At 39.7% G+C, this 16,063-nt stretch carries 15 protein-coding genes; 2 read left to right on the top strand and 13 right to left on the bottom strand.

Annotated features, from left to right (window positions below; genetic code table 11):
- Nucleotides 1-161: 161 nt before the first annotated feature.
- From J7E52_RS14640 to J7E52_RS14620, 5 genes are all read right to left on the bottom strand, one after another.
- Nucleotides 162-1,079, bottom strand: coding sequence for a DMT family transporter (locus tag J7E52_RS14640; protein ID WP_214747750.1), 918 nt, complete (start codon nucleotides 1,077-1,079; stop codon nucleotides 162-164).
- Entirely contained in the window at nucleotides 1,072-1,767 is a 696-nt protein-coding gene (locus J7E52_RS14635) for a GntR family transcriptional regulator (RefSeq protein WP_286197777.1), read from the bottom strand. Before J7E52_RS14635 ends, J7E52_RS14640 begins: the two co-directional genes overlap by 8 nt.
- Nucleotides 1,768-2,400: 633 nt before the next feature.
- Nucleotides 2,401-3,210, bottom strand: a complete 810-nt coding sequence (locus J7E52_RS14630; RefSeq protein WP_214747747.1) for a methyltransferase domain-containing protein — start codon at nucleotides 3,208-3,210, stop codon at nucleotides 2,401-2,403.
- A gap of 210 nt (nucleotides 3,211-3,420) precedes the next feature.
- Nucleotides 3,421-3,876: a HEAT repeat domain-containing protein gene (locus tag J7E52_RS14625; RefSeq protein ID WP_214747744.1), complete on the bottom strand. Its 456-nt coding sequence runs from the start codon at nucleotides 3,874-3,876 to the stop codon at nucleotides 3,421-3,423.
- 243 nt (nucleotides 3,877-4,119) lie between these two features.
- Nucleotides 4,120-4,947, bottom strand: a complete 828-nt coding sequence (locus J7E52_RS14620) for a TrmB family transcriptional regulator (RefSeq protein WP_214747742.1) — start codon at nucleotides 4,945-4,947, stop codon at nucleotides 4,120-4,122.
- A gap of 140 nt (nucleotides 4,948-5,087) precedes the next feature.
- Here J7E52_RS14620 and J7E52_RS14615 point away from each other — a divergent pair, with 140 nt between their 5' ends.
- On the top strand, nucleotides 5,088-5,717 hold the full coding sequence (locus tag J7E52_RS14615; RefSeq protein ID WP_214747739.1) for a homoserine/threonine efflux transporter: 630 nt from the start codon (nucleotides 5,088-5,090) through the stop codon (nucleotides 5,715-5,717).
- A 223-nt stretch (nucleotides 5,718-5,940) separates the two neighbouring features.
- Here J7E52_RS14615 and J7E52_RS14610 read toward each other — a convergent pair whose 3' ends face one another.
- Both J7E52_RS14610 and J7E52_RS14605 read right to left on the bottom strand, forming a co-directional pair.
- Nucleotides 5,941-7,266, bottom strand: coding sequence for a (Fe-S)-binding protein (locus tag J7E52_RS14610; protein WP_214747736.1), 1,326 nt, complete (start codon nucleotides 7,264-7,266; stop codon nucleotides 5,941-5,943).
- Complete coding sequence (locus tag J7E52_RS14605) at nucleotides 7,263-8,669, bottom strand: FAD-binding oxidoreductase (protein WP_214747733.1); 1,407 nt, start codon at nucleotides 8,667-8,669, stop codon at nucleotides 7,263-7,265. The genes J7E52_RS14610 and J7E52_RS14605 overlap by 4 nt, the downstream gene beginning before the upstream one ends.
- Nucleotides 8,670-8,780: 111 nt before the next feature.
- On the opposite strand from J7E52_RS14605, the gene J7E52_RS14600 reads away from it, so the two are divergent.
- A complete protein-coding gene (locus tag J7E52_RS14600) occupies nucleotides 8,781-9,422 on the top strand; it encodes a hypothetical protein (RefSeq protein WP_214747730.1) in 642 nt (213 codons plus the stop codon).
- A 64-nt stretch (nucleotides 9,423-9,486) separates the two neighbouring features.
- Here the strand turns inward: J7E52_RS14600 and J7E52_RS14595 are convergent, their stop codons facing one another.
- The 6 genes from J7E52_RS14595 to J7E52_RS14570 form a co-directional block, all read right to left on the bottom strand.
- Nucleotides 9,487-10,293 carry an ABC transporter permease gene (locus tag J7E52_RS14595; RefSeq protein ID WP_214748097.1) on the bottom strand — a complete coding sequence of 269 codons (807 nt, stop codon included), beginning with the start codon at nucleotides 10,291-10,293 and terminating at the stop codon, nucleotides 9,487-9,489.
- Complete coding sequence (locus J7E52_RS14590) at nucleotides 10,293-11,237, bottom strand: ABC transporter permease (protein WP_214747727.1); 945 nt, start codon at nucleotides 11,235-11,237, stop codon at nucleotides 10,293-10,295. The genes J7E52_RS14595 and J7E52_RS14590 overlap by 1 nt, the downstream gene beginning before the upstream one ends.
- Entirely contained in the window at nucleotides 11,201-12,334 is a 1,134-nt protein-coding gene (locus J7E52_RS14585; RefSeq protein ID WP_214748094.1) for an ABC transporter ATP-binding protein, read from the bottom strand. The genes J7E52_RS14590 and J7E52_RS14585 overlap by 37 nt, the downstream gene beginning before the upstream one ends.
- A 45-nt stretch (nucleotides 12,335-12,379) precedes the next feature.
- Nucleotides 12,380-13,480 (bottom strand): ABC transporter substrate-binding protein, encoded by a 1,101-nt coding sequence (locus tag J7E52_RS14580; protein ID WP_214747725.1) that lies wholly within the window; start codon nucleotides 13,478-13,480, stop codon nucleotides 12,380-12,382.
- A gap of 19 nt (nucleotides 13,481-13,499) precedes the next feature.
- On the bottom strand, nucleotides 13,500-14,507 hold the full coding sequence (locus J7E52_RS14575; protein ID WP_214747722.1) for a TAXI family TRAP transporter solute-binding subunit: 1,008 nt from the start codon (nucleotides 14,505-14,507) through the stop codon (nucleotides 13,500-13,502).
- A gap of 162 nt (nucleotides 14,508-14,669) precedes the next feature.
- Nucleotides 14,670-16,046: a sigma-54-dependent transcriptional regulator gene (locus tag J7E52_RS14570; protein ID WP_214747719.1), complete on the bottom strand. Its 1,377-nt coding sequence runs from the start codon at nucleotides 16,044-16,046 to the stop codon at nucleotides 14,670-14,672.
- Nucleotides 16,047-16,063: the final 17 nt, after the last annotated feature.

Raw genomic sequence — 16,063 nt, 5'->3', positions numbered from 1 at the left:
CGGTTGTACAGATAGAAGCAAACCTTTATAAAAAAAGATCACTCCCTGAACATAATCGAACAGGGGGTGATCTTTTTTGATCCTAAAAGCAATTGGTTTTTATCTCCAAGTATTATATAAACTACAGCAAGATTCCTTTATTTTGCCCTTTACTACTGACCTTACTTGTTTTTTACGATCGATAAAATCGTAATGGTGCTAATAATGCAAAGTGTGCCGAGCCACTCGGCAAAACCGAATGTTACATTCAGCCAGAAAACGGATATTAAGGTTGCGGATAATGGCTCAACCGAAGCAAATAAACTTACCTCAGAAGCCGAGATGAATTTGGTACTTTCCAAATAAAAATAAAAAGCAATGATCGTACCGAAAATGATGATGAACAAAACCGCTGAAAATGAAGGTAACGTCCAAATGCCTTCAAATGCCCATGGAGGATGGATCATGCTAAAGCATATGCCTCCAATCAACATGCCCCATCCCACAACAATCATTGAACCCCATCTTGAAAGGAGTTCATAAGGCTGCAATGTATAGAATGCCAATGCAAAAGCTGATGTTACTCCCCAAAATACTGCCCACCCGGAAATGGAAAGTGAATGTATGCTCCCTCCCGTCACAAGCAAAAAAGTGCCTAAAATCGCTATGATCACAGCTACACTCACAGTTATGCTTGGAAAACGTTTGGAGCGAATGGCTAAATAACAAGTGATCAGGGCCGGTGCCAAGTATTGAAGGACAGTGGCAGTTGCTGCGTTTCCATGTTCAATTGCTGCAAAATATGTGTATTGAACAGCGAGCATTCCGAGAATGGCAAAAAGGATAATTTGAAGCGCATCTTTTTTATTTTTCCAATTCTCAAAAACTTTCATTCTCTCATTCTTATAAGCGACACCCAATAAGATGATACCAGAAAGCAACAAGCGTACAACAGTAAGCCACTCAGGACTGAAACCTTGCTGCTGAAATAGATATTGAGCTGCCGTCCCTGATACTCCCCATAACGCAGCGCCCGTCAGTACTAGTGCAATCCCTTTGTTTCTTGAAGGTGATATAGCAACTAACGTATCATTACTCATTTTTTTCCACCCCACTTTTTACACGTTCCGTATGGGCTTGAATTCTAAAATAACTTTCTTTCCAGTTCTTTTCTATCACCTCTAGCACCAAAGTGAGACTTCCGTTCCTTATTGCCTGTATGATCTGATCATGCTCATTAACGGAAAGATGAACATCACTTACTTGATTGAAATAAAACAGTTCCATTCGTTTAAGTTTTTGTTTGAGTCCCGATAGAATCCGCTTCAATTCATCATTTGTAGAAAGATTGATGTAAATGGAATGAAAGTCATTATCTTTCTGAACGGCCACTCTTTGATTTCCTTCGTCGATTGCTTTTTTCACTTCATGATTGATGGCTTCCATCTCAATTAAGTTTTTTTCTTCAATGAAATCAAAAGCCTGTTCCATAGCCAGCTTTTCCAGTGTCCATACAACGGAATATATGTTTAATACCTCATCGAATCGAATAGGAGAAACAATAGTTGAACGGCTCGGCTTGGTCTCAACAAATCCCTCATCCTCAAGCCTTAATAGTGCTTCTCTAATAGGGGTTCTGCTTACTCCCAATTGTTCGGCTAATTCTTTGTCGCGTAATTGCTGGCCAGGCGTAAGGATTCCCTGAACTATCCAATCCCGTAAGATCATATATGCTTCTTCACGTACAGAAGTGCGTTTAATTTTTTGTGATGAATCTGAATGTGCCAACGGCTATATCCTCCTCTAAATATCATTACATAATATGCAATATATCACATATTGCATGCTGGTGAAATAGAGATTAAAAAATATTACCGCTGTATTTTTTTCAAGTGATTGTATAAATAATGATTGAGAGGCCAAACCCAGTGGCGGCTAGCGGGAATGTAACTATTGCACTAGATGGAGGTCCACTTGTTTTGGCAGGCTTTTAACTATTCAGTTGGATTTCGTTCCGCTCTAAGTATGGGGAAATGCAAAAATTAACGGAGAATGCGAGGGAATTCTGTCATCCCCAAATACAAAAAAAGTCAACTTTAGTCGAACTTCTTACCTTGCAACAAATTCTGATTGCGAATTTGGTTCGAATCTTTTCTAAAAAAATGTCTTGAAAATGTCTTGGTGCTTACCGCACTCATTACATGAATATTCTATTTCCAATGCATCTTCAGTTACTGTATGAACGGTCTCTTTTTTACAAGTTTCACAAAATCGCTTTTCGGATATTTCTTTCATTTATCATTCACACTCCGTATTATCATCATTGTTTTGTAGCCTTGTTAGTATAGTTTGCGAATGTCCAGTAGAAAAAATACCTTTTTCCTGAAGTTCAGAGAAAAAGGTACTGGAAAATTAAATTCATCACGGATTCCAATACATCAAAGCTGCATGAAACGGATATTCGTATTCGAAAGTTCCTTCTTTTTCCACCACATATTTATTAAGGATCGTTTTTACTTCATCATAGGAAAAATGTTCATTAAGAATTTTTGTTGTATTATCGCGAATCATTTCTTCATAGGAGGAATAAATTTTTTTACTTTTCAATTTAACGATCTTACAGTCCGCCAGTATTCCAAGTTGATACAAAATATTCAAGATATGTATGTAATCCCGCTTTCTTAAATTGATTGTATAACCTCGCTGCTTCAATTCCATATAATGTGGTTTTTCTGGTCCGGTTGTCATACCTGCTATCACTAAACGGGCTGCAGACTCATTCATTTTTAATAAGGTTTGACCGATTTCTGTCATACGGTAATAACAATTAAAACCAAATACTACATCATATTTGTCTCTTTTGCTATCACTTTCCCACTTATCATGAATCAACTCCATGTTTTCGAAACCTTTTTCGTTCGCCTGGGATTCCAAAAAATTGATAATGCTTTTGGAACTATCTATACATGTTAGCTTCCTGACTTCTTTTGCAATATCAAATGTATAATTGCCCCATCCAGGGCCGATTTCCAATACATGATCATCCTGTTTTAATAATGCCAATAACTCTTGCTGTACAATTTTTGCATATGGGTCCGCTTTATGTTGTTTTTTCCCTGCCACTCTAGAAGACCAAAAAGCTTCTTCTGCTGCATCATCTTTCAGCCTGTTAGGTATTTTCCCTGTATGATCTGCCATTGCCTGTTTCCAAAGTTCAATATAATCTGTCATCTTTTCTCCCCTGAATTCGTATGTATATATCGGTTTTCACAGTGGTTTGGAGCTGCGTATAGCCGTTTGATTTCAAATTGAAGCTAACAGCCATATACTTCCTCTTTAAAATATATTAGCATACCATAGCTAAAACTTTTGTTTTATACATAAGAAAAAGGAGCAAAATTTTGCTCCTGCTTCAAATATTGCTTATTTTTCTTTCATCTTTTATCTTTTCGATAAAGCTGACCACGTATTTTCAAGCCACTTATCAAAGTCTGCTCCTTTTTCACCCTCATATGTATCATATATATCCATTCTCATCTTCTGAAGTTTCTCTTTGAATTCAGAATATGTGTGATTTTCTGGTAAACTCTTCTTGATCCTGACTAAGATTTTGGTTAAACCTTTAACCAACTCGCCCTTTTTCCTTGCTGGCAATTGAACATCTTCGCCTAAACTTTTCAATTGACGGTAGGCTGCCTCTTGAACTTTATATACAGAATCATTATTCATGATATGTGTGAGAATATCGATTACTTGTTTATTTTTTGACTGACCTAATTCTTCGATTGCATCTAAACGTTCTCTCCAATTAGATTTGCGATTGGCTGATTTTTTTAATTCCTCATAGTTGGCAGGTAACTCGATAACCTTTGTTTCTTTGTTATTCAAATGAATCATTTCTCCTTCTGTCTTAGTAATCCGGATATCAAAAATGTTAATCCAATTCTTTATTACATTTCTTATTATACCCTTTTCCATATTTTAATATAGTTAAATTTGTTAAATATCTGCCTATAGCTCAATAAGTAACTTTAACTACAACATTATTAGGCATAAATCCTGCCTGGATTCATGCCCCTAAAATTGACTTGTAAGTATGCTTTTCTTATCTTGTAAAAAACAGACAAAAATAGCATAAATCTAGTCCACATAATGTTTTTTATAATCTGGATGGATAGAAAATTTTTTCCGTAAATTGGCGAGGTTTACACCAAAACTATCTTCTAAAAGATCTCTATGTTTCTCCATGATTTCCATTAGATACAAATCATGAATCATGACTTCTGTAATGGGCATCACTAAACCTACATGCATGGTCCATGCTGCACGGCTATCTTTACCAAGCGATACAATGCCTGCTACCACTTCCGAATCATCTCCACTAATAACAAGCCATCGTCCGCCATACTCTTCTGTAATTGCATAACCCATATAATGGAGGTAAACATTAGCAAAATCACAGACGATTTCCCCATAGGCAATGATTGTTACATTGACCCCTTTATTTGCTGCCTGTCTAAGTTCGGGCTCTAATTCATCGAATTCGTCTTCCCAAATCTCTAAGAGTATTCTTTTTTCAGCAGATAATATACAAGCTTTAACCTTATCGAGTATTTCACTGCGTCCCATGATATTCCAGATATTTTCACGATCATTTGCAGAACGTTCAAACTCCGCTAATGATTTTTCTGCCAGTTCAAAATTCTCTTCTGCTTTCACCCGACGGTTTTTTATTAGCTCCTTTGCAGGAACAGGCGTATACTGTGGTGTGTTTCCAGGACTAACCAGAATATCTCCTCTTATTGCCAGACTGTCCAGAATTTCATATATTCTTGAACGCGGTACACCGGAGTTTTTTGCTACTGCATAGCCTGTTAATGGCGATTCTTCCAATAAGGTAAGATATGCTTTCGCTTCATATTCGGTAAAATTTAGATTTTTTAATGTTTCTAAAATGTTTTCTTTCATAAACCCTCCAACACAACCTTAGTCGCTACCTTTGTAACTAATATTTTAACAAAATCTGTTGACGTTTTCCATTTTCATCTAATATACTTACATAAGTAGTTACTTGAGTAGCCACTATTAAAGGGAAAGGGAGAAATATCATGGATAGCTTACTTACATACATTTCAATAGTTGCAATGATGGTTATTATACCAGGAGCAGATACTATGCTCTTAGTGAAAAACACGCTTAGCCATGGTACAAAAGCGGGACGGTATACCGTTCTCGGAATGGCAACGGGACTTTCTTTTTGGACGCTTATCGCTATTCTTGGATTATCTGTTGTCATTGCAAAGTCTGTGATTCTATTTAGTGCAATCAAATATTTGGGAGCCGCCTACTTAATTTATTTAGGAATAAAAAGTTTTTTTGCTAAAAGCGCTTTTTCTTTAAAAGAAATTCAAGCACAAGCAAATACACCTGCAAAGCATTCAAATCGGCATAATAAAGATTCCTTTATGCAGGCATTACTTAATAATATTCTTAATCCAAAGACCGTTTTAGTTTATATAACAATCATGCCTCAATTTATCAATTTGAACGGAAATGTAAACCAGCAATTGATTATATTAGCCTTCATCTTAACCTTACTCGCTGTACTGTGGTTTCTATTTCTTGTTTATTTAATTGATTACGCAAAAAAATGGATGAACAACTCCAAATTCCAGAAAGCATTCCAAAAATCAACAGGGTTAATTTTAATAGGTTTTGGCATAAAAACAGGAATTTAAGTTCATTTACTAACGCATCTTATTTGATTCCATCCGTTCAGAAAATTGAACGGTTTTTTTATATGCCTCTAATGTGAGCTAACACCTGCACCGATACAAAGACTTTTTCCTCCTTCATTAATGGAGAATGATTACGTTCCTAACATAAAAACGTCAGTATTTTCCCAAAAGAGCAGGAAATACTGACGTGCAATGTCCTATGAAGTTTGGAGTATCAATTTTGTCAATCCAAGCCGCAAGCTTTGGCAAGTATTTCAACAAGGTGCATACTTTTCATTTGGTTTGCTGCTCCCTCCCTTTGGATGCCAATGCTCATTTGCATTTGGCAGCCGGGGTTAACCGTCACTACGGTTGCGGCCTTCGTTTCTTTTAGGCTCTTCATTTTTTCATCAAGAATCTTCATGGATTCATCAAAGTGGAGAAGATTGTAAATGCCTCCAGATGCGCAGCAACGGTCAAACCCTTCCATTTCCACATAGGTAACACCTGGTATCGATTGCAATATTAAACGAGGTTCCTTTTGCACCTTTTGAACATTGCGTAAATGACATGAATCTTGATAAGAAACGATGCCTTGCCATTCTTCAGTAAAGGGAAGCGGTCCCAATTGATGAAGGATTTGACTGATATCTTTTGATTTTTCCGAGAAAGCCCTTGCCGCCCCAGCCCATTCTTGATCATCTGCCAATAGATGGCCATATTCGAGAAGCGAAGCGCCGCAGCCTCCTGCATTATTTACAATTACATCAGCATCTGTTTGCATGAAGGCTTGGATATTCCTCTTTGCCAATGCTTTCGCTTGTTTTGTTTCACCTTGATGGGAATGCAGGGCACCGCAGCAATTCTGATTTTCAGGGAGAATGACCTCACAGCCCGCTATGGTGAGCAGCTCAATGGTAAGACGGTTTATTCGTGACATCATGGAATCCATGATACACCCAGCAAAAAATGCCACCTTTAATTTCGTTTCCCCTTTTGCCGGCATTATCGTACCTGTCCGGATTCGTTTGGAGGACGACTCGATGGCAGGTAGTGCTTGTTCTAAATGTGCAAGGGCAGGGGAAATCTTTTGCAGTACATTCGATGTCCGGATAAGCTTTGATAATCCCGTTTTTTGATAGAGCTGTACTGCATTTCCAATCCTGTTCATACGTTTTGGATATGGAAAAAGATGTACCAATGCCATTTTTTTGATCATGGTCATTTTATTTTTTTTGTTTGCTGATGGGGAGTTTTCAACGGCTTCCTTTGCCGCTTCCAGTATATGTCCGTATGGTACACCAACAGGACATGCGGTTTCACAAGCACGACAGCCTAAGCATAGGTCGATTGGTTCAGCTAAATCTTTTTGGAAATCAATTTTCCCTTCGGCTGCCATTTTCACTAGATTGATTCGACCGCGTGGAGAGGCGGATTCTACACCCATTGATTCATAGGTAGGACATGCTGGTAAACAGTAACCGCATTTTACGCATTGGTTTGTCCAATCATAGGCATCTGAATATAAATTTTCGATCGCTGTCTCGTTCGCTTTAACAGGTAGGCTCATGTAACCAACACGACCCTTGTCTGGCCCTTATCAGGAAAAATCTTTCCTGGATTCAGGATATTATTGGGATCCCATGCCTCTTTTATTTTTTTCATCATACTCACCCCTGTTATTCCTAATTCCATTTCCATATATGGTGACTTTAAAGTACCGATACCATGTTCCCCTGAAAGCGTTCCGCCTAGTTCGATTGCAGCTTCAAAGATTTCACTGACTGCCAGCTCCACTTTTTTCATTTCCGTAATATTTCGTTTATCGGTAATGATGTTCGGATGTAGATTCCCATCCCCTGCATGGCCGAATACAACCAAGTTCAACCCGTATTTTTCCCGGATATTGTTTAATCTCTCCATCATCGCCGGTATTTGACTGCGTGGAACGGTCGCGTCTTCAGAAATTTTAGTAGGACCCATTTGTGTAATGGCCGGGGAAACCAACTTACGCGCACTCCAAATAGTTTGGCGTTCTTCCTCTGTCTCCGCTATCTTGACGTAGGAAGCACCCTCCGCCCTGCATATATCGGCGCATTTATTGATTTCTTCCTCAATTGCCAATGGGTGACCATCTATTTCTATGATCAAAATGGCTTCTGCCTGAAGGGGCAACCCTGATGGCCGATAGCTTTCTACAGCACGGATGCACGCATTATCCATCAATTCAAGGGCAGATGGTAGAATTCCTGACGATAAAATGCTGGTAATGGCATGGCCAGAGTCTATAAAATGATTGAAGTGGGCGACAAAAGTTTGTATAGATTGAGGTTTTGGTATCAAGCGGATGATTGCTTCTGTAACGATGCCCAGAGTACCTTCCGATCCTACGATCAATCGGGTCAAATCATACCCTGTTACATTTTTCACGGTCTTTCCGCCAGTACGAATGATTTCTCCCGTCGGGGTGACCACCTCCAGGCCTATCACATATTCTTTTGTCGTTCCGTATTTCAATCCCTTCGGCCCGCTGGAGTTTTCCAATAGATTCCCGCCTATAGTGGCAACATTGGAACTGCTTGGGTCCGGCGGATAGAACAAGCCGGATTCTTCAGCCTTTTTATGGATATTTGCCGTAATCACACCAGGAGAGACAATCGCAAGCATATTTTCCCGATCAATGATCAATTTCTCCCGTAAAAGGGTCATATCAAGAACCATCCCCCCTTTTACAGGTAAAGGTCCGCCACTTAGCGAAGTTCCGGAGCCTCTAGGGTAAACAGGTATTTTGTGAGTGTTAGCCAATTTAACCACTTCACTGATTTCCTCCGCGTTTTTTGGCTGTATAACGATTTCAGGTAAATATTCCCCAAAAGATGCGTCATAGCTATAACAATACCTTTCTGCCAAATCAAGGAACATTCTGTCATTTGGAATTACCTGACTAAGATCGTCCAAGGCTTCTTTATCCATGCTTCTCACTTCCTTTTTTAATAATGAATTGTAAAAGAAATATCAGTATGTAATATTATGGAACTTTATGATTTTGCTAGATATAATGATGAAGAAAAAAGGAGGTTTTTTTTGAAAATCACATTGATTCACGCAACCACAACTGCACTAAAACCAATTGAAGTGGCCTTTCAGTCTATTGCTCCGAACATTGAACTCCTTCATTTCATGGACACGGGTCTTCTCGCCTTGATGGAAAAGAGCGGCAAGTTAACTCCGGAAATCATCCGCCGCTTTTCTGCATTAGTGAATATAGCCTATGATTCTGACGTTTCATGCATCCAACTTACTTGCTCTGCCTTTAATGGCATCACTGCAATATTACAACCCCTATACCCTGTAAAGTTATTTCGTTCAGATGAGGCCATGCTTGATGAAGCGCTTCGCGATTCTAGCATGGGCCTGGTTTCAACCGTAAAAGAAACGCCGATCGCCCTTCAAAATTACTTATTAAATAAGAATCCCGATTGTTTGATCGAGTCATTGGTGGATCCCGGGATCATCCATTTATTATCACAAGGAAAAAGAAAGGAACATGACGATCGGGTTAAAAAGATGGTGGAACAATTGGATGGAAAGACAGAAGTGATTTTGCTTTCACAATATAGTATGGAACATATTGCAAAGCAGGTTAATCCTTCTGTCCCTGTTCTAACGGCTCCACTACTGGCTGCCAAAAGGTGTTTGGATCATTTGAATGGAACATACAGATGAGTTTTCTTCGAAAAAAATCAGAACTTAGCCAGCATGATCGTTTGTCACATCATTCATATCGTTTTTAACCGTTAGTATGATGGGAACCGCCAAAAACTTTCCCGACACCTTGAATTTTTTCAAGTATGACGATTAAAAGGACTGATATGAAAATAACCACGCTTGACACGGATGCAACGATTGGATTGTAGGCATCCTGCATTTGCGAGAAAATCTCGATCGGCAGCGTTCTCATTTCAGGTGATACCATAAAGAGAGAGACCGTTACGTTATCAAATGATGTCAAAAATGCGAATAATCCTCCTGAGATGGCCGCGGATCCAATTAGCGGCAGTGTCACTTTCATGAATACTGTTAGTGGATTCGCTCCAAGTATGGCCGCGGCCCGTTCGAGATTATAATCAAATCCACTTAAACCGGTTAATACGAGCCGCATAACATATGGTATGCAAATGACGATATGGGCAATTAAAAATCCTGTAGACGTACCGGCAAGCATCATGGGTGTAAAGTACATCAAAAGTGCAATCCCCAAGACTAATTGCGGCACACTTAATGGAGAAGTTAAAAGGGCCGTAATATACGATTTTCCCGGTATATCATACTTTGCGATGCCAAGTGCTCCGAAAGTTCCGAATATGACGGAGAAAAGGGCAGCTAATGCTGCGAACTTCGCACTGTTCAAAAAGGCTTCCAAAAATTCAGGACGCTCCAAGATCTTGGCATACCATTGCAGTGAGAAGCCTTCAGCCGGAAAACTTGGATAATTTGCACTTGTAAAAGAAGCGGGAATAACGACAATGAGCGGGATCAAGATATAGATAATGGCCAATACGGCAACGGCAACCCGCAGGCCGCCAAATGTTTTCATCATCGGAATACCTCCTTGAATTTCCCTTTTTCAAACGCTCTGGTAAAGACGGCCACTGATATGACAGTGGTTGCTAATAGAATATAAGAAAGAGCAGATCCGAATGTCCAATGCAGCAGGTTATTTATTTGATCATAGATGACAACAGGCATCACGGGCACATTGGCTCCCCCCATCAGTGCAGGCGTTACATAAGCACTCATTGACAAACTGAATACGAGAATGCAGCCAGATACGATGCCAGGGATACTTAGCGGCAATGTAATCGAAAAGAACCTTCTGAATGGGCTTGCCCCAAGTATCGCTCCTGCCTTATCCAGAGAAGGATCAATATTATAAAGACTTGCAACGATGGATAAGATCATAAAAGGAAGATATGCATTGGATAGCCCAATCACAACTCCGATTTCCGAAAACAGTAGTTTCAATGGTGCATCTATTATGCCAAGGGCCATCAAGGTTTGATTAATCGTCCCGTTAGGCAATAACAAGAGGTACCAGCCAAAATTACGGACAACTATACTTACCAAGAGCGGTGACACGATCAAGAGAGTGATATACCCCCTGATCCGCGCTGAACTTTTGGCCATCGTCAAAGCTACCGGATATCCAAGAAATAAAGCAACCATGACCGAATATAAACTGATCTTCACTGTCAGCCATAAAGAAGATAAGTAATAGCTATCGGAAAATAATTGTGTATAGTTTTTTAGGCTATAAACAGCATCCGCTCCCCCAAGATTATCTGTGGATATGAAGCTTAAATATAAAATGTACAACATCGGTATGACAAAGAAACCAAATATGAAAAGCAGAATCGGCGTTAATAGGAGTAATCCTGGCATCCAGACTTTCCTTTTCTTGATTTTAGGTTGCTTTTGCGGCTCAATAGGATTCGTTTCCTGTTCTATTTCTTGACTAGCATAACTTCTGATGGGCTCCATCCTATCAACACCTCACTTCCATTTTGCCATGATGGATCGTAAGCGGAAGTCAATACTTGAATACTTTTCCCCTGTAATAGAACATTGATTTCCCATGAGGTACCAAGATAGTTAATTTGACTGATCTTAGCATGATGGAAATCCAATGGAGATGAAGATTTTTCATCAGCAGAAACAATTTGCATTTTTTCTGGTCTAATATAAAGCTTCACCTCATCACCGGTTTTCAAATCACGATCATTTCCCATGATGTTATTTGCGTCGACATGAGTGATATCAGGCCCGATCTTGACTGAAACTTTCCGCTTATCTATAGCAGACACATTCCCTTCAAAACAATTCGATTTCCCGATGAATTGAAAGACGAATTCGGTCTTGGGATGATTGTAAATCTCAGTCGGAGTACTGATTTGTTCAATTTTCCCTGCATTCATGACCACGACTCGATCAGACATGGAAAGAGCTTCTTCTTGATCATGGGTCACAAAAATGGTCGTTACGCCAATTTCCTTTTGCAAACGCTTTATCTCTGCCCTGAGTTCATGGCGCAACTTTGCATCAAGGTTTGAAAGCGGTTCGTCAAGCAAAAGAAGTTCCGGTTCCACTACAAGTGCCCTGGAAATCGCTACACGCTGACGCTGACCTCCTGATAATTCCTTTGGATAACGATTTTCCAATCCTGACATTTTCACTAATTCAAGCGCTTTACTTATCTTCTTTTTTTGCTCAGCTTTACCGACCTTGCGCAGTTTCAAGCCAAAACTGAGATTTTCATAGACTGTCATATGAGGGAAAAGCGAATAAGTTTGAAAAACCATTCCTAAATCCCGCTTATAGGGCGGAACCTTCGTAACATTATTGCCCTTAATATGGACCTCGCCCCGATCTGCATCGAGGAACCCTGCAATGAGGTTCAAGGTTGTTGACTTTCCGCACCCGGAAGGCCCAAGAAGAGTGAGTAACTCTCCTTGTTTCACCTCCAGATCAATGCCATTCAGGACAACATTCGCTCCAAATTGTTTAAACGCGCCTTTTATCTCTACATCATTTTTATTTGATCCAAGCCCCTGAACTGCCTCCAGGTGCTGCCTATTCATTTCCACATCTTTTCTTAATACTTCCATGTGATCAACACGCTCCTTTTATTTGAGTTTTTTCCCTAATTCAGGAGTAACCTCTTTCGCCCATCTATCTGACACCTCGGCACGGATTTCGGCAAACTTGGCGAAATCAGGTTTGAATGTTTTATCACTTGCTTTAAGGCCGATTGACTCTTCATATTTCTCTGGGATTTTCATGCCTTCTACTGTCGGATAAAATCCTTTTTCGGAAATTAATGCTTGCGCTTCTTCACTGATTACATAGTTGATGAATTCTAGGGCTTCTTCGCTATTAGGCGTATTTTTCACTAGACCCGCGCTGAAAGCTTGAAGCGGCACGCCTTCTTTAGGCACGGCCATCTTAATCGGAATACCTGAAACGGCTAGTTCACCTATGGAATAACTTCCCATGACCGTTACGTCAGCAGCTCCTTGTTGGATCGCTGGCATCATTTGCGTTGAGTTTTTATAAAATGTATTGGAATACGCTGCAAGATCTTTTGCCTTTTCAAGACCTGGTTCCATGTCTTCCGTACTGCCGCCGTTTGAAATCGCCAGACCATTAAGGGTATTAAAGCCCCAATCATTCGTAATATCTGAAAATGCCGTTTTACCCTCGTACTCAGAAGAGACAAGATCATTCCATGAGTCAATTGATTTTAACCCTTTCTTTTTAAAGGTTTCCGTATTATAAGCTGGTGCAATGACTAAACCGAATGCTGGAGCGGCCGCCTTTTCAATCGGAATGAAACGTGGGTCCACCGATTTCATATTGGGAACATTGGACTCATCAATTGGTACGATCAGTTCCTTCTCCTTAGCGCGAATTACATCAACTGGTACAAATAGGGCAACATCTATTTGCGGAGCGTTCTTCTGTAATTCCACTTTGGATAGGATTTCACCTGATAAACCGGAAATATAATTAACAGTGATTCCCGTTTCTTCTTTGAACTTTGGTGCAATCACATCTCGGATGGCACTTTCAATGACACCTCCATTACCGGCTATCGTTATTTTTTTCTCTCCTTTTTCGCCTGTACTCGTTTGTACGGATTCCCCCGGCTTTTGCGGAGTAGGATTACCACACCCAGCAAGAGCGATCAATACTATTATAGATAAAAGACTCATCAGTTTTTTCATAATCATTGCCTCCCGTTTTTCATTGATTATCAATAATTCCTTGTTCGGTAAAATAATTCATGGCTCCTGGATGAAAATCGAGTGGAACTTGTTTGGTTGCTTCCTCTATTGAAATATCAGAAGCGGCCGGATGTGTATGCTGCAGTTCAGGCAGATGTTCATATAATGTTTTCACAAGATTGTATGCATGAGGGTCAGACATTTCCTTGTAGGTTACCAGGACATTTTTAATTGAAATCGTTTGGACATTTTTTTCCATTCCTCTGTATGTATCTCTGGGAATTTCATCATGAGTATAAACCCCATATTGTTTTTGAAGTCGTTCAATGATGTCTCCCGGTATTGGAATGAAAGATAGTTCCATCTGACTGGATATGAAAGCGATTTCATTATTTGGGATTCCCGAAGAAAAGAAAGCTGCATCGATGGTACCATTTCGTAATGCTTCTGCAGATTGAGAAAAAGAAAGATAGGATAAATTCAATTGATCGGTCGGTAAATCAGATTCCAACAGTATCCGCTCTGCAATAAGCCTTGTACCGCTTCCTGCCGTTCCCACACTAATGCGTTTACCAACTAAATCTTCCAAGGAATCAATATCATTTTGTTTAGTAGTAACAATTTGTACATAATTGGAATATAGGGCCGTTAAAGCTCTTAACTTGGATTTATCCGTTTCAGGCAAATCAAGTACATCCACTGTGGTAAAACCAATTTCTGCCCGTTGGCGGCTAACCAATTCAGTATTTTCGATGGAAGCATGCGTTACCTGGGTTCCTGACACAGCTCCATTATATTTTTCAAACATGTTTGATAATCTTTGTCCTAATGAAAAATAAACACCTGTCATATCTCCGGTTGCAATGATTAGCAGCCTATTATTTAGATCCTGTCCTTCAGAAGTTAGTTGCCTCTGAATCAAGGTAGAAGCAGGTTTAGATATTTCCTGCTGCTCATTCATAAAAGAACATCCTGTCATGAAACAAAATAACAAAGCGACTTTTATAAAGAGTGTTCCATTCTTCATCGTGGCCCTCCTTTCTTAATGAATTTAGATGCAAATACCATGCCAAGGCGATTTTCTGCTATAACACGCAAATCCTGCCGATTCCTTGGATGTTATACAAGTATAAACCGGCAATTTTTTCCGGTTATCCAGAAAAAATTGCCGATTAACACGATGAGTCTGTTATTCTCCTTTTGAAATGAGCTTGATTTTATCTCGAAGGCTTCTTTCAGAAATTTTTAGGATTTGAGCTGTTTTTTGCCGATGGTTTTTACAGTATTGAAGAGTGGCCGTTATGACTTTTTCTTCTATCTCTTTCATGGAAATGCCAATGGGAATCCTGAAACTGTTAAAATCATCGTCATTGCCATCCGGATGGAGAATGAACTTCTGTTCTTGAACATATTGCGGCAAGTCGGATTCTTCCATTCTTTTCGAGTTTGATAGGGCAACAGCATATTCTATAATGTTACCCAGCTCACGGACATTCCCAGGATAATGATAATCCAGTAAAATCCGACGTGCGGTTGCCGAGAACGTCTTTTCTTCACGATTCATATCCTTAGCGTGCTTTTTTATAAAATAATCCATAAGGATCGGTAAATCTTCTTTTCTATCTCTTAAAGGCGGCATCGAGATGGGAATTACATTTAGCCTGAAATACAAATCCTCCCTAAATTCCCCTTCCATCACCATTTGTTCCAGGTTTTTATTGGCTGCACTTATAATACGGACATCCAATGAGATTTTTGTATTGGATCCCAGAGGCGTCACTTCCCGTTCCTGCAATACCCTTAATAATTTGGCTTGAAGAGGTAGGGGCATTTCACTAATCTCATCCAGAAAGAGGATGCCCCCATTAGCAGCAACGAATTTCCCTTCCTTCCTCTGTGTTGCACCGGAAAATGCTCCCTTCTCATAACCGAACAGTTCAGATTCCAGCAGCATCTCAGGAATTGCTGCACAATTGACAATCTGCATGGGATTGTTTTTCCTTCTTCCCAGCGTGTGGATGTTTCGGGCTACAAGCTCCTTACCAGTACCACTTTCTCCCGTGATAAGAACACTGGAATCAATATCTTTCACTCTTTCAATCATTGAGAAAATACGCTGCATCGCCTTGCTGTTACCAAGGAAGTTACCAAATCCCTTTTGAATCTCTAATTCTTCATGTAATGTCTCCAATTGATTGGACATCTGTTTGAATTCGGCTGCCCTCATCAAGAGCAAAGAAAGTTCTTCTATATTAATTGGCTTCTCAATATAGTAGTAGGCGCCTTTTTTTATGGCCTCGATGGAAGTTTCAATGGATGAATAGGCAGTCATCATGATGACTGTCACGTTAGGTGTTATTTGTTTGATTTTCTGTAGGACATCAAGTCCACTTTTATTTCCTATTCTCAGATCAAGTAACACAATATCAAAGTGCTGTTTGTCGATCTTTCGAAGACCCTCATCCGGGTCAGTAGTTGTCACGACTTGATAGGAATCTTCCAATGCAAAGCTAAGTGCGGTGCAAATGGCAGGTTCATCATCGATCACCAATACATGCATTTTCATAATACTCCTCCTCTTTC

The sequence above is a fragment of the Bacillus sp. ISL-34 genome (assembly GCF_018613325.1).
In the GTDB taxonomy this organism is placed as follows: Bacteria; Bacillota; Bacilli; order Bacillales; family DSM-1321; genus Peribacillus.
Note: the sequence above shows the minus strand (reverse complement) of the source record. Positions and strands in the feature narration are given on the sequence as shown.